At 35.5% G+C, this 13,884-nt stretch carries 16 protein-coding genes and 1 riboswitch; of the genes, 8 read left to right on the top strand and 8 right to left on the bottom strand.

The features are described from left to right. Positions 1-13: 13 nt before the first annotated feature. The 3 genes from HP569_RS12875 to deoD form a co-directional block, all read right to left on the bottom strand. A complete protein-coding gene (locus HP569_RS12875; RefSeq protein WP_182201579.1) occupies positions 14-487 on the bottom strand; it encodes a divergent PAP2 family protein in 474 nt (157 codons plus the stop codon). 133 nt (positions 488-620) lie between these two features. After that, positions 621-1,223 carry a biotin transporter BioY gene (locus HP569_RS12880; RefSeq protein ID WP_182201580.1) on the bottom strand — a complete coding sequence of 201 codons (603 nt, stop codon included), beginning with the start codon at positions 1,221-1,223 and terminating at the stop codon, positions 621-623. Positions 1,224-1,345: 122 nt separating this feature from the next. Continuing rightward, positions 1,346-2,053 carry a purine-nucleoside phosphorylase gene (gene deoD / locus HP569_RS12885; RefSeq protein ID WP_182201581.1) on the bottom strand — a complete coding sequence of 236 codons (708 nt, stop codon included), beginning with the start codon at positions 2,051-2,053 and terminating at the stop codon, positions 1,346-1,348. 318 nt (positions 2,054-2,371) lie between these two features. Between deoD and HP569_RS12890 the strand changes: the two genes are divergently transcribed. The 3 genes from HP569_RS12890 (at position 2,372) to HP569_RS12900 (ending at position 4,457) form a co-directional block, all read left to right on the top strand. Continuing rightward, a complete protein-coding gene (locus HP569_RS12890) occupies positions 2,372-2,635 on the top strand; it encodes a phosphocarrier protein HPr (protein ID WP_182201582.1) in 264 nt (87 codons plus the stop codon). 124 nt (positions 2,636-2,759) lie between these two features. Beyond that, entirely contained in the window at positions 2,760-3,251 is a 492-nt protein-coding gene (locus HP569_RS12895) for a cation:proton antiporter regulatory subunit (RefSeq protein ID WP_182201583.1), read from the top strand. 3 nt (positions 3,252-3,254) lie between these two features. Next, entirely contained in the window at positions 3,255-4,457 is a 1,203-nt protein-coding gene (locus HP569_RS12900) for a cation:proton antiporter (RefSeq protein WP_182201584.1), read from the top strand. A gap of 75 nt (positions 4,458-4,532) precedes the next feature. On the opposite strand, the gene HP569_RS12905 is transcribed toward HP569_RS12900, so the two are convergent. Then, positions 4,533-5,108, bottom strand: a complete 576-nt coding sequence (locus HP569_RS12905) for a hypothetical protein (RefSeq protein WP_182201585.1) — start codon at positions 5,106-5,108, stop codon at positions 4,533-4,535. A 182-nt stretch (positions 5,109-5,290) separates the two neighbouring features. Between HP569_RS12905 and HP569_RS12910 the strand changes: the two genes are divergently transcribed. Next, entirely contained in the window at positions 5,291-5,866 is a 576-nt protein-coding gene (locus tag HP569_RS12910; RefSeq protein WP_182201586.1) for a superoxide dismutase family protein, read from the top strand. A gap of 67 nt (positions 5,867-5,933) precedes the next feature. Here the strand turns inward: HP569_RS12910 and HP569_RS12915 are convergent, their stop codons facing one another. Further along, positions 5,934-7,106, bottom strand: a complete 1,173-nt coding sequence (locus HP569_RS12915; RefSeq protein ID WP_182201587.1) for a MalY/PatB family protein — start codon at positions 7,104-7,106, stop codon at positions 5,934-5,936. A 346-nt stretch (positions 7,107-7,452) separates the two neighbouring features. Here HP569_RS12915 and yugI point away from each other — a divergent pair, with 346 nt between their 5' ends. Continuing rightward, positions 7,453-7,845 carry a S1 domain-containing post-transcriptional regulator GSP13 gene (yugI, locus tag HP569_RS12920; RefSeq protein WP_182201588.1) on the top strand — a complete coding sequence of 131 codons (393 nt, stop codon included), beginning with the start codon at positions 7,453-7,455 and terminating at the stop codon, positions 7,843-7,845. A gap of 96 nt (positions 7,846-7,941) precedes the next feature. Here the strand turns inward: yugI and HP569_RS12925 are convergent, their stop codons facing one another. Continuing rightward, positions 7,942-8,181, bottom strand: coding sequence for a DUF378 domain-containing protein (locus tag HP569_RS12925; RefSeq protein ID WP_182201589.1), 240 nt, complete (start codon positions 8,179-8,181; stop codon positions 7,942-7,944). A 176-nt stretch (positions 8,182-8,357) separates the two neighbouring features. On the opposite strand from HP569_RS12925, the gene HP569_RS12930 reads away from it, so the two are divergent. Next, complete coding sequence (locus HP569_RS12930) at positions 8,358-9,704, top strand: glucose-6-phosphate isomerase (RefSeq protein WP_182201590.1); 1,347 nt, start codon at positions 8,358-8,360, stop codon at positions 9,702-9,704. Positions 9,705-9,802: 98 nt separating this feature from the next. Here the strand turns inward: HP569_RS12930 and HP569_RS12935 are convergent, their stop codons facing one another. Further along, positions 9,803-10,786 carry a potassium channel family protein gene (locus HP569_RS12935; protein ID WP_246367233.1) on the bottom strand — a complete coding sequence of 328 codons (984 nt, stop codon included), beginning with the start codon at positions 10,784-10,786 and terminating at the stop codon, positions 9,803-9,805. 180 nt (positions 10,787-10,966) lie between these two features. Between HP569_RS12935 and HP569_RS12940 the strand changes: the two genes are divergently transcribed. Both HP569_RS12940 and HP569_RS12945 read left to right on the top strand, forming a co-directional pair. After that, positions 10,967-12,025: a M20/M25/M40 family metallo-hydrolase gene (locus tag HP569_RS12940; RefSeq protein ID WP_182201592.1), complete on the top strand. Its 1,059-nt coding sequence runs from the start codon at positions 10,967-10,969 to the stop codon at positions 12,023-12,025. Positions 12,026-12,122: 97 nt separating this feature from the next. Then, positions 12,123-12,258, top strand: a riboswitch (FMN riboswitch). A 158-nt stretch (positions 12,259-12,416) separates the two neighbouring features. Then, a complete protein-coding gene (locus tag HP569_RS12945; protein WP_182201598.1) occupies positions 12,417-12,989 on the top strand; it encodes an ECF transporter S component in 573 nt (190 codons plus the stop codon). A gap of 186 nt (positions 12,990-13,175) precedes the next feature. Here the strand turns inward: HP569_RS12945 and HP569_RS14575 are convergent, their stop codons facing one another. Beyond that, a complete protein-coding gene (locus HP569_RS14575; RefSeq protein WP_182201593.1) occupies positions 13,176-13,277 on the bottom strand; it encodes a transposase in 102 nt (33 codons plus the stop codon). Positions 13,278-13,884: the final 607 nt, after the last annotated feature.

The raw sequence follows: 13,884 nt of genomic DNA on the forward strand, positions 1-13,884 counted from the left end.
TACTATCTGAAAATTAAAAGTAAGGAAATATGGTTAAGGCAAGAATAATCCCTGTTAATCCACCAAAGAACACTTCTATCGGCTGATGTCCCAGTAATTCCTTTAGCTCTTCTTTCTTTTGGTATTCTTCTTTTTTAGACCAGACTTTTGCTTCTTCAATAAAGTAATTAAAATCTTTTACGAGCATATTTAAGATAATCGCCTGTTCTCCTGCTTGTCGTCTAATACCAGTAGCATCAAACATAATAATAAGACTGAAGATAAACGAAACAGCAAACAGTCCGGAGTCAACGCCGTGCTCTATTGCAATACCAGTTGTAACGGCAGCTACAGCGGCAGAGTGACTACTAGGCATTCCACCTGTACTAAATGCTAACCCTGGTTTAAACTCTCTCATTGCAATGAGGTGAATTGGTATTTTTACTAATTGAGCAAATACAATAGAAATAAGTCCTGCCCAAAGCGGGAAGTTTTCAAACAAACTCAAACGACGTTCATCCTTTCTCTTTCTGTTTAAAGATATGATTTCCTAAAAAATATTTTTTTTTATTATAACACAGTGAATAAGAGAAAGAAAAAGCTTCGCATGAAATAGCCTGTCTACACTATAGAGAACAGGTCTATATTTTTTGGCTATTATTCAGAAACATAGTATTAGGTAGTCGACGCATCATATGAACAAGTAGGATTGCTGCAAAGACTGCCATGATTCCATCTTTGATTAAGAAAGGAGTCATGCTTAACCAAGCAGTGGGGTAGGAGATAGTTAGACCCAACCAAGTGTTCATTGCAATGTACATATAATTAACGCCGATCAGATAATTTATTGCAACACCTATAACAGCTATAAAAAAACTGTTTGTTATTTTAAATGCTGCTTGCTTTTCAGCTAACCATCCAGTAACAAATGCAACAAAAATAAAGCTTAAAAGAAATCCACCAGTATAATCAAATAAAGTAAAAAGTCCAGCACGCATATTAGCAAAAACAGGTACACCTGCAATCCCAATTAACGTATATGCGGATAAAGAAAGTAAGGCTAGTTTTTTACCTAGAAAAAGTCCAGCGCAAATGGCAAAGAATGTTTGTAATGACAAGGGTACAGAGACGCCACCGATTGGTATTGCTAAAAATGGAAACCAAACAGCTATATTAGCTCCAATCGTCATTAAACAGATAAAAATTGCACCATAAGTTAATTCTATTGTGGATATTTTTTTCATAATTATCCCTCCTGAAAGGAATGATAAAAGAAACTCTCCTTAGTGTCAACTAGTTAATGAATTAGGTTAACATTAGGGCGAAAAAAATAAGCCCAAGATATATAGGGCTTACTTTAATAAATTTATTTAATTGCTGCGTCAAGTGCAACAACCATCATATCATTGAATGTTGTTTGTCTCTCTTCTGAAGTTGTTTCCTCACCAGTTAGAATATGGTCAGATACAGTTAGTACAGATAAAGCTTGACGATCGTATTTAGCTGCTAACGTATATAAAGCGCTTGTTTCCATTTCAATTGCTAATACGTTATATTTTGCTAATAATTCATGTAGTTCTGAAGCATTATCACGATAGAATGAGTCACTAGTAAAGACATTACCTACACGAAGGTTTAATCCTTTTTCTGTTCCAACATCATAAGCGTTTTTAAGTAGTTCAAAGTTTGCTGTTGGTGCGTAATCAATGTTACCAAAAGTTACACGATTCATTTGAGAATCAGTAGTAGAAGTAGAAGCTAAAATAACATCACGCACTTTTACATCTTTTTGAATGGCGCCACAAGTACCCACACGAATCAATTTTTTTACATCGTAGCTTTGGATTAATTCGTTTACATAAATAGAAATAGAAGGAACACCCATTCCAGTACCTTGTACAGAAACTCTTTCGCCTTTGTAAGTCCCAGTGTAGCCATACATTCCTCTCACTTCGTTGTAACAAGTTACATCCTCTAAAAATGTTTCAGCAATGTACTTTGCACGTAGTGGGTCACCTGGTAATAAAATTTTGTCAGCAATTTCTCCTTGTTTCGCTCCAATATGTACACTCATTTTGTATCCTCCTATGAATTTAGATTGTAGTCCTTTACCATGAATAATAAGTTTATAACCTAAATATATAGGCAAAAACTTGATGAGGTTGGACAACTTAATAATAACGTATCACAATCATTTTTTGAATACAAATGTTATTATTTTATTTATAGAAACATAAAATGAAATCGTTTCAAAAGTTTAGTCTTTTTTCTTTATTCTTCTTGTGTTTTCGTATATAATGTGTTTAGTTAGTCAATTCACAACTAATGATAACGAAAGTATGATACATTAGTGTGAGTAATCATACATATGACGAGGAATGGAGGGTGAACGATGAAAGAACAAAAATTCACTATTACAGATGATACAGGTATTCATGCAAGACCAGCTACATTGTTAGTAAACAAAGCTGGACAATTTGAATCACATGTAGAGCTACACTATAATGGCAAAGCAGTAAACCTTAAATCTATCATGGGTGTTATGTCATTAGGCGTACCTAAAGGTGCTGAAATCACAATCACAGTTGATGGTTCTGATGAAGAACAAGCTCTTGAAGGTGTTGCGGCTACAATTAGAGAACATTTAGGCGAATAAATAGAAGAGCTAGATTTATCTAGCTTTTTTATTTTACTAAAAATCGGTTCATACATATACTAGAAATGATATACATAATGTGAGTGAAATTACTTAAATTCAATAAGAAAGTAGGGTGACTAAAATGAACGTGTCTGTTTCTCAATTACCAGGAATTGGTCAAAAGATTATGCTGCAAACTGCCGAAGATAGTATGTTAGTCCTTATTGTTCATCACACTGGAAAGCGTGAGTTGTATTTTTTTGATGATGCGGATAGTGATGAAGCGGATTTTGCAATGGATCTAACTGCTGATGAAACAAGGGAGCTAGGAGCACAACTCTTAGGCGCAACATATCAGCCGGTAAATGCGAACCAGTTGAAAATGTTTAAAAAGCAAATTGTGATTGATTACATTACACTAACAAGCAAATCCTCTATCGCTTATCAAACCATTGAAGATTCAGAAGTTAGAAATAAAACAGGTACAACAATTATCGGGATTGTTCAAGGGGATGAAATGGTAGCAATTCCGGATGCGGATCGAGTATTAGAACCCGGGGATGTGTTAATGGCAATTGGAAAGAAAGATCAGATTGCTACTCTAGAAGCGGTATGTAAAGGAGAGGATGTGTAAACATTGCTGCATGATTTACCTTCTTTGTTAGTAGCGGGAATCATTTTACTTGGAATATTTTATTTAGGTTTTCTTAGTATAAAAATAAATTTCCCAAGTGTTATTCTCTACATTGTATTTGGTGTTTTATTAGCAGATTTCTTAACACACAATGAATTACTACACTTCGCAAGTGAAATTGGAATTGTTCTGTTGTTCTTTCTTTTAGGACTGGAGTTTAGTTTAAAACGTTTAGGAAATATTGCGAAAAAAATTTGGCCGACAGGTTTATTAGATGTTGGGTTATCAATGGGAGTTGCAACGTTCATTGCGCTCGGCTTTGGTATGGGGTTCTTTGAATCTTTTCTTGTTGGTGGCGTTGCCTATGCAACAAGTTCATCGATTACAGCTAAATTATTAGATGATAAAAATAGAATGGCCAACGCGGAAACCGAGTTTATGCTGGCAATTCTTATTTTCGAAGATTTAGTTGCACCGATAATTATTGCGGTACTAATTGGCTTGCAAGCGGGTGGTGGTTCATTTGCAGCTACTGATTTAATGTGGATTTTATTGAAGGTAGTTGGACTAATTGGATTAGCGATATTACTTGGAAAAACTGTATTTAAGAAGTTTGAAAAATTATTAGCAAAAATTGAAGATGAAGATTTTAAAATTACATTATTAGTAGGGATTGCGATTACTTTTGGTGGTTTAGCTCTTCTATTAGGTTTATCAGAAGTGTTGGGTGCATTTTTAGCTGGTATGATGCTTGCAGAGATGGGGAAAATCGAGCGTGTAGAGCATGCGGTTGTACCTGTTCGTAATCTATTACTACCAACCTTTTTCTTATCGTTTGGAACATCAATTGAATTAGGAGAAGGCTTTCCGATGCCACTACTCTTACTAGCCTTACTCGTGTGGTCGATGATTGCCAAAATACTTGTAGGAGTTATTGGTGGAAGATGGTACGGTTTGTCCAAAAGAGTATCTCTCCGTGCAGGACTATCTCTATGTGCTAGAGGAGAATTCTCTGTCGTTATAGCCAATGTAGCAACAGGTGTGACGCAAATTCTAAGTGGGATTTACATTGTAGCTGCTGCTTTTCTAGGCATGGTGTTGTTTGAATATGCTCCGAAAATTACAAATAAAGTATATGGAAAACCACCGGCTAAAAAAACAAATCTTCGTGTACCTACATCTCCAAATGAGACAAATAATAATTAATGTCTTTCACAATAAAAAATTCAGGATACCCATCCATCGGACATCCTGTTTCCTTTTTTGTGTGAAAGGTGTTAATTATAGTTCATTGAAGGAAATCTTTACAAAAATAGTAGAAGCGTTATCTTCTAATAATTTGTTTGTCAGTTCTTTTGTGACGGGAGTACCTAGTACGTAGTCAGATCCATTATATTTATTATATGTAGAGGCATAATACATGTAATATGACTTTCCAAGTTCAAGATTGATTTCTTTTGAAAGCGCTGCTCGTGAATATCGTTTTAAATCTTCCTCTAGATCATAACCAGAAGACGTTGCGTTAGAAAGAAGGCGTATCTTATTGTCTTGATAATTTAAACTAAGCACAAGATCCTCGTCTTTTTTTCCTGTCTTATCATCCCTTACACCATAAAATATTTCTTCCTCTACTTTTTCTTTTCCTTCATATTGTTCATAAGTGAGTAATATCTCATATTTTTTATCACTTGGCAGGTTTTTTATTTCATACATGTTGATGTTGTTTTCTGTAAGAAGAAATAAATGTTGCTCTTCATCCGAAAGTGGTTCATATACTAACTTTGTAATATCACTTTGGCAACCTGTGAAAATGATAACTGAGATCAACGCTATAAGTATCAACAGTAACTTTTTCATTATTCCCCTCCAATTAGTAAGATGCTTTTACTTTACATATCTCTAATTATACATAAATATTGGAAAATATAACACTTGAATTTTACATTTCATTAAAGTTATTTTTTGACTAACTATGATTAGCACTAAATCTTTTTGGATATCCTTGAAGATAGAACATAAACAAATAAAGGGGTAGACGCATGAAGGTTATCATAGTATTAATTAGTACCTTGTTGTTAGCTGCTTGTCAACCAAATGACTATTCGCCATTAAAAGTATCGTTATATAATCAAGCAAATGATCCAGTGGGAACTGCTACATTTACAGAGGAAGCGAATGGTGTAGCCGTAAAAGTTTCCGTAGAGGGATTAGCACCAGGTTTACATGGTATACACATTCATGAATATTCAAAATGTGAGGCTCCAGATTTTAAGTCTGCTGGAAGTCACTATAATCCAGCGGGAAACGAGCATGGCTTAATGTATCCGGATGGCGCGCATCTTGGCGACATGCCAAACATAGAAGCTGGTTCAGATGGTACTGCGGAGGCTGAATTTGAGCTCCCTGAGGCAACGTTATCTGAGGGACAATATTCCTTACTTCAAGATGATGGAACTTCTATTATTATTCATGAAAAACAAGATGATGGAGTTAGCCAACCTTCCGGTGATGCTGGCGAGCGTGTAGTTTGTGGCAAAATCACACTGGATGAAGCAAAGGAAGATATGCCACCTACAGATCCAACCGAAACAGATAAGAAAAAAGAAGAAGAGTAACCCATTCGCGAAAATAAGAAAAATCCCCATTTGAATTTGAGATGATTTTCAAATGGGGATAAATTATTTATTTTAGTTCATCTAATGCAGCAATAATTTTGTTAATGCCTTCTTGCACATAATTAGTTGGACTTGCAATGTTTATACGCATAAATCCTTGGCCTTTTTCACCAAACGAGACACCATCATTAAGACCTACCTTCGCCTTCTCCTGCATGAACTTTTTCAATTCTGCTTGTTCGAGCTTCATATTGGTGCAATCTAACCAGATTAGATACGTCCCTTCAGGTTGAACAGCAGTAATCTCATCACGAGCTGCAAATGCATCGACTACAAGATCTCTATTTCGCTCTAACAGCTGCATGAGTTGGTCTAACCAATCTTTTCCTTCTGTATAAGCAGCTTCTATTGCAGTAATTCCTAATGTGTTTATATGGTTCATTCCATATTTTCTAAATGCCTTGTTCATAGCCTTGCGTCGCTTTTCATTTGGAATAATAGCGTATGACACTTGTAAACCGGCGATATTAAATGTTTTTGTTGGTGATAGACAAGTAATTGTTTGTTGATTGACCTCTTCTGATAACGAGCTAATTGGAATATGCTTGTGACCAGGGTAAATCAAGTCAGCGTGTATTTCATCAGATAAAATGGTTACATCATATTGTAAGCACAATTTTGCAAGCTGTTCTAGTTCTTCCTTCGTCCAAACTCTTCCAACTGGATTATGCGGATTACAAAGAATGAATGCACTTACTCCCTGTTTGAAGGAATTTTCCAAATCGTCGAAATCAATGGTGTAGTAGTTATCTTGATAAATTAATGGATTCTGTACCAATTCCCGATCATGAGTTTTGATTAATTCAAAGAACGGAGGGTAGACGGGTGTTTGGATTGCAATTTTATCCCCAGGGTTTGTCTGTGTTAAAACAGCCATATGTAAGGTTGGGATAACACCAGGACTGTAGACAATCCAATCCTTCTCAATTTCCCATTGATGCTGCGTGAGTATCCACTGTTGGACATGTTTGTTTATTTCATCATCTGTTACGGTATAACCGAAAATGCCATGATCTACTCGGTTCTTTAATGCCTGTTTCATCGCTTCTGCAATGGTTAAATCCATATCGGCAACCCACATCGGTTGAACGTTATTCGCTCCGTACAATTTTTCTACCATATCCCATTTTGCAGAACGTGTATTTTTTCTGTTAGGAAAATTTTCAAAAAGTGATACCATCGATTTGTTTCCTCCTACTCAGTCTTTGCCTTTTTTTCTAATATTTCTGCATTATAACATGTTTTAATGGAAACTTCGATGAAAACAAGGGTAAACCCGTTTATCGATATAAAAATAGACAAAAAAATAAGCAAAGCGATAAAAGCTTTGCTTATACAGGGGGAATACGAGAAAGTCTTACTTATTACATTTATAGTATTAACTTTTTATTTGTTTTCTAAACCTCTTTTTAAAAAAATTATGCTACTTTTAAAAAATATGTTAGAATAAATAATTGTGTATTAAGTAGATATCAAAATGAAGTATATCTCATTCGATCATGAATAAAATAGTAGGAGATGTTAGTATGTCAGAGAAGTTTACCGAAGGACAAGTAGTAGAAGGAAAAGTAACTGGTGTTCAATCATATGGAGCGTTTGTAGCGTTAGATAATGAGGTGCAAGGTTTAGTGCACATTTCTGAGGTTACACATGGTTTTGTAAAAGACATTAATGAATTTTTATCTGTTGGTGATGAAGTAAAAGTTAAAGTTTTATCAGTAGATGAAGAGAATAACAAATACGCTTTATCTATTCGTGCTACAGAAGAAGCACCGAAACAACAACAAGCAAAACCTCAATCAAAGCCAAAGCAACAAGTCAACACACAAAAAGAAGAAGCTGGCTTTAACACATTAAAAGATAAGTTAAATGAGTGGATTGAGCAATCTGAAGAGCGTACTAAAACTTTTCACAAATAATAATTAAAAGCCTTTTAGCTGTTTTGTCAGCTAGAAGGCTTTTTTGCATAAATGATTGATTTAGATAATGATTCAAATAATGTATGAAGCTTACCGTTATTTTTCAGGTTGTGGCGCTCTAGACGAAGCCATTTCTTCTGATGGCTTGAATAATAAAGAGATACAAACTAATCCGCTAATACCTACTAAAGTATAGATGATTCGAGCGAATGCACCGCTTTGTTCTCCGCCACCGAATATTGCTGCAACTAAATCAAATTGAAATAACCCGATAAGCCCCCAGTTCACAGCGCCAACAATGACTAATAGTAAAGTAATTCTTTGGATAGCGTTCAATTGCTTAACCTCCTTTTTTCTTTAGTTATAGCTTAACTATTGTTAGAAAAAATATGTATGATTATTAAAATCTTTTCAGTGGAGTTCCGGATTTTTGTTGTTCTTTACTTGATTTACCTCACATGTTTAGGTACATTATTAATAACACTCGCTTAACTAAAAATGGAGGGTAAAAAATGACACATGTACGTTTTGAGTATGATAAAGCTTTAACATTCTTTGGAGAGCATGAATTAGATTATCTAAAGGAACCTGTTAAATTAGCACACGATATGGTACATAACAAGACAGGAGCAGGGAATGATTTCTTAGGTTGGGTTGATTTACCTACTAACTACGATAAGAAAGAATTTGCTCGAATTAAAAAAGCCGCAGAAAAAATTAAATCTGATTCTGATGTTTTATTAGTCATTGGTATTGGAGGCTCCTATTTAGGAGCAAAAGCTGCGTTAGAAATGTTGAATCATTCTTTTTATAATATTTTACCTAAAGACCAACGAGATACTCCGCAAATTATTTTTGTAGGGAATAGTATTAGTTCTACTTATATGAAAGAGTTATTTGACGTATTGAAGGATAAAGATGTGTCTATTAATGTTATTTCTAAAAGTGGTACAACAACAGAGCCTGCATTAGCTTTCCGTATTTATCGTAAATTCTTAGAAGACAAATATGGGGTAGAAGAAGCAAAAGGCCGTATTTATGCAACGACAGATAAAGCGAAAGGTGCATTAAAAACTTTAGCAACAGAAGAAGGATATGAGTCATTTGTGATTCCTGATGATGTTGGTGGACGTTACTCTGTGTTAACGGCTGTTGGCTTGCTTCCGATTGCTGCCAGTGGTATTGATATTGATGCAATGATGGAAGGCGCACAGAAAGCACAAATAGAATTAAGTGAATCAGATCTTACAAAAAACCCTGCATATCAGTATGCTGCTGTTCGTAATGTTTTATATAACAAAGGTAAGACAATTGAGATGCTAATCAATTATGAACCAGCGTTGCAATATTTTTCTGAATGGTGGAAGCAGTTATTTGGAGAAAGTGAAGGGAAAGATTTTAAAGGAATTTACCCTTCTTCAGCAAACTTCTCTACTGATTTGCATTCACTAGGTCAATATGTACAGGAAGGACGTAGAGATATCTTTGAAACAGTTCTTCATGTAGAAGCACCAAAGTTTGATATGACCATTGAAGAAGATGCACAAGATCTTGATGGATTAAACTATCTTGCTGGTGAAACAGTCGATTTCGTTAATGAAAAAGCATATCAAGGAACAATGCTTGCTCATACAGACGGTCAAGTACCTAACTTGATTGTGCACTTACCGAAACTAGATGCATATACATTTGGATATGTTTCGTATTTCTTTGAAAAAGCTTGTGCAATAAGTGGATATTTACTAGGAGTAAATCCATTCGACCAGCCAGGAGTAGAAGCATATAAGAAAAATATGTTTGCACTACTAGGCAAACCAGGCTTCGAAAAAGAAAAAGAAGAACTAGAAAAACGCTTATAAAATGGGACAGAGGGGTCAGACCCCTCTGCCCCATTTTTATGTGTTTTTTAGGACATTCGGGTCAGACCCCAATGTCCCAAAAACTTCAATGTCTTTATTCAATTTAGTGGTGTTAGTAAGAGTAATTTATCTTCTTTTTTTAATGGTGTTTGAAAGGGGGGGTTCATCCATATTTCATTGTTTCTGATTAAGCCGATCAACAGTCGCTCTTCTGAAACGAAAGCAGTGGTAGCGTCTAAAAAGGTTTGATCAAATAACGTTTCCGGCATACCAACAGAAGAGAACTGTTGTGTTGCAAGAATTTTGATTAATAGGTCAAATGGTTGCACAGTGGATACGCGGAAAATTTCTTGGTAGAATAATGTTCCCATAAAATCATTTGAACGAATAACTGTTGTAGCTCCAGCTCTTTTTGCATTTGACACTTGTTCTTTCGTTAAAATCTCTGTCACAATATGAATATCCGGACTGTTCCCTTTTATAGCAACCGTTGTTAAAATACTTGCTTGATCTGCCTCGTGTTCTTTTTTTGCAGGATCAGCAGTAATAATTGCGTATGCAGCCTGTTGAATATTCGCTTTTTTTAATGTTTCATCAGAAGTCGAATCACCCCGAACAAAATGACAGGCGTGTTCTTTATGAGGGAATTTTTTCAGTGTGTGATCAATTAGCACGAACGTGTCTTTCTTTTGATAGGTTTTCATCATTTCTAGTAATTGTCGTGTTCGTTCATTCCAACCTATAAAAACGATATGATCTCTTCCCTTAAATGCAATATCACCTTTAATTATATCCTGTTCCTTTTTTATTGTAGCGGCTGAAATAGTTGCCATATAAAAAGTAACAAGACCTCCACCAGCTAAAATTAATGTAATACCGATTACCTTTCCTAGCGTACTTAAAGGAACAAAATCTCCATAACCGACGGTCGATCCAGTAACAAATGCCCACCAAATTCCTTCAAAGATTGTGGGGAAATGTACAGGCTCTATTAAATGGATAGTGAACCCAAATAAACACATAAGAAGAATGACAGTCAAAAATAAGCGAATAATAACAGGTAAACGAAAGTAATAAGTCATAAATCTATATAAGTACATCCCATCAACCTTTCTTTTGAAAATCCTTCATCAAAATGTATAAAGTTAAAATCGGTATCTGTTCTGACTCGTTTCTAGAAAAAATTCATCTTAATAGCTTATGTGTAGTATTACCAGAAAATTTGATATGATGTTAATAGATTATTTAGGAGGTTTTACATAATGGAAAAAGAACGACAAGCATTTTTAATGCAATTATTACAAACGCCTTCTCCATCGAGCTTGGAGATGGAAATTCAGAAAAAGTGGATAGAAGAAGTGAAACCATATGCTGACGAGATTATTACTGATCATGCAGGGAACGCGATAGGTGTTTTAAATAAAAATGCGCCATTTAAAATTTTATTAGCGGGGCATTGTGATGAAATTGCACTTATCGTTAATCGTATAGACGAGCAAGGTTATCTTTACGTAGAAAAAATGGGTGGCATAAATCCAAAAGCGGCGATTGGTATGAAGGTGACCATTCTTGGTTATGCGAAAACAATTACAGGAGTTATCGGAGTAAACGCGCAGCATCATGGTGGAATAAAAGGTGACTTCGAGCTAGAAGATTTATTTATTGATTGCGGGGCAAAATCAAAAGAAGAAATAGAGGAATTTGTGCAAATTGGAGACTTAGCAGTGTACAAACGAGAGCCAGAAATATTAATGGATCGTTATGTATCTGGGCGGGGGTTGGATAATCGAACAGGTGCATTTATTGTTGCTGAAGTGCTAAGAAGACTGTCTGATAAAGAAATAAATGTAGGAGTTTATGCTGCTAGTACTGTTAACGAAGAGACGAATATGGGGGGAGCATATTTTGCTGCTGCCGGTATTGAACCAACGATGGCAATAGCGTGTGATGTTACTTTTGCAACCGACTATCCAAGTGTGAATAAAAATAAGCATGGTGATGTGAAATTAGATGGTGGACCTGTTTTAGCAAAAGGTGCACCAATTAACCGAAAAATAAATAAACTATTAGAAGATACAGCAAAACGGTTAAATATGAAGGTGCAATATGAGTTGACACCAAGAATGACTGGGACAGACGCAGATAAAATGCGTTTAACAGGAAAAGGTGTTCCTGTCAGTCTAGTTTCTCTCCCGTTACGCTACATGCATTCTCCGGTGGAAACGGCGAGTATAAAGGATATAGACGAGGAGATAGATTTATTAGTCGAAATGATTGCTTCGATGACCGGTGAAGAAAGCTTAAATCCGTTGGAAGATTAGTAAAAAAGGTTATGTCACAAAATTGTGAAAAAATTCACGTTTAAAATACTTCACAAAAATTGCAGTTCGTTGTATACTATTAGTAATTAAATATCGATTCTATCTTCGGGGCAGGGTGTAATTCCCGACCGACGGTGACAAGCAATTCGCTTGAAGTCCGTGACCCGCTTTTTGCGGTGGATCTGGTGAGATTCCAGAGCCGACAGTTAAAGTCTGGATGGGAGAAGATACGGAGCAATAAGGTATATTTTTTATGCCTTTATTTCCTAATACATGTGAACTCTAAAGCCCCCACGAGTGGTTTTAGAGTTTTATTTTGTTAGGAAGACTATTGCTCTCCCTTCATCAATAGTAAGAATGGAATCGATATAGATGAAGGAGGAAGATTGTGATGCAATCATCACGTTTGTTAAAGTTAATTATTATTGCTTTACTAGGTACAATTTCTATGGTTTTACTGTTTGTCAATTTCCCAATTCCGTTTTTGCCACCTTATTTAAAGATTGATTTTAGTGAGGTGCCGGCATTAATTGCAGGTTTAATATTTACACCTGTGGCTGGAATTTTAGTGGAGGCTATTAAAAACTTACTTTATTTGCTCTATACAGGAGCAGGAGATCCAATCGGTATTGTAGCCAATTTCGTTGCTGGAACCTTGTTTGTTTACCCGGTAGCCCTTCTATATCATAAATTTAAAGGGAAGAAAACCATTGTTACTGGCCTTGTTACTGGTACCGTTGTAATGGCGATTGGAATGAGTGTGTTAAACTATCTTATTATTTTACCTGCGTATAGTTGGTTTATGGGCTGGGAAACCATGAGTAGTGGTGTAAAATTAGCAACTGTTGTGGGTGGAGTATTACCATTCAATTTTATTAAAGGTGTTATTTTGACCGCTCTATTTGTTCCGCTATTTGTGAAGTTAAAGCCATGGATTGATCAAAAACGAATGTCTTTTCATTAATATAAAATAAAAAAAGGTTTGCTCTCCTACTAATTGCAGAAGGGCAAACCTTTTATTGTTGGTTCTACGTCAAATAACGTTGGTAAGTCAAAATAGTCAACTGAATTATTTATTGTTCATGTCCTGAAGCAGTTAAGCTGCTTTACGACATGTTTTTTCTTTAATTCGTTTACTTGTTGTTTTGTTCTATTGGTTTAAATTTAAAGTGTAACAGTATTCGGCTTTGTAATTTGTGAAATTACGATAGCCATATGCGACTCGATTTAACGCTTTTACTTTATTGATCATCACTTCGATACGCCCGTTTTTATAGATAGAAGACCATTCTTTTTTTATATGAAAGTACGGACAATGTGTCGCTTCATACGTTAATGTAGAATGGATGAACTTATATGTACGCCCTTTATATTCTTCAATCGTGATGACTTCTCCATCAGTGTAAATATTTTTATCTTGAACATGTAAAGTTTGTAATAGACAAGTGAGTTCCCTCCTAGGATTGGTTTTCGTCGACTTTTATTCTACAGGGAAACTTACTTCTTTTCTATTTTTAAAAGACGTTTATGCGATAACGGCATTCTCCTAGCAAACATCTAGGGTTGAGAGGCGCAGAGCGGAGAAAAAAGGCGAGACTCCTCGAAAATAAAGAGCCATTTTCATCGTGTGATGTATCGCTGCTGAAGCGTTCTTTGTCCTGCGAGAATAGCGCGAGCTGAAGATCCACTTGGTAAAGTGAATTTCTTTACTATGTTAGCTGAAGCCGTGCCCCATAGCCGTCAAGTTAAGCAAACATTGAAAGTCAAGATTATCATATAAAACATTATTTTCCAGTTAAATAGGTATCCTTATATGGTTTGTTATTAGCCTTTCTTACATTTTCTTACTTATTGCTTAG

It is taken from the genome of Paraliobacillus salinarum, from assembly GCF_014083865.1.
Taxonomy (GTDB): Bacteria; Bacillota; Bacilli; order Bacillales; family Amphibacillaceae; genus Paraliobacillus; species Paraliobacillus salinarum.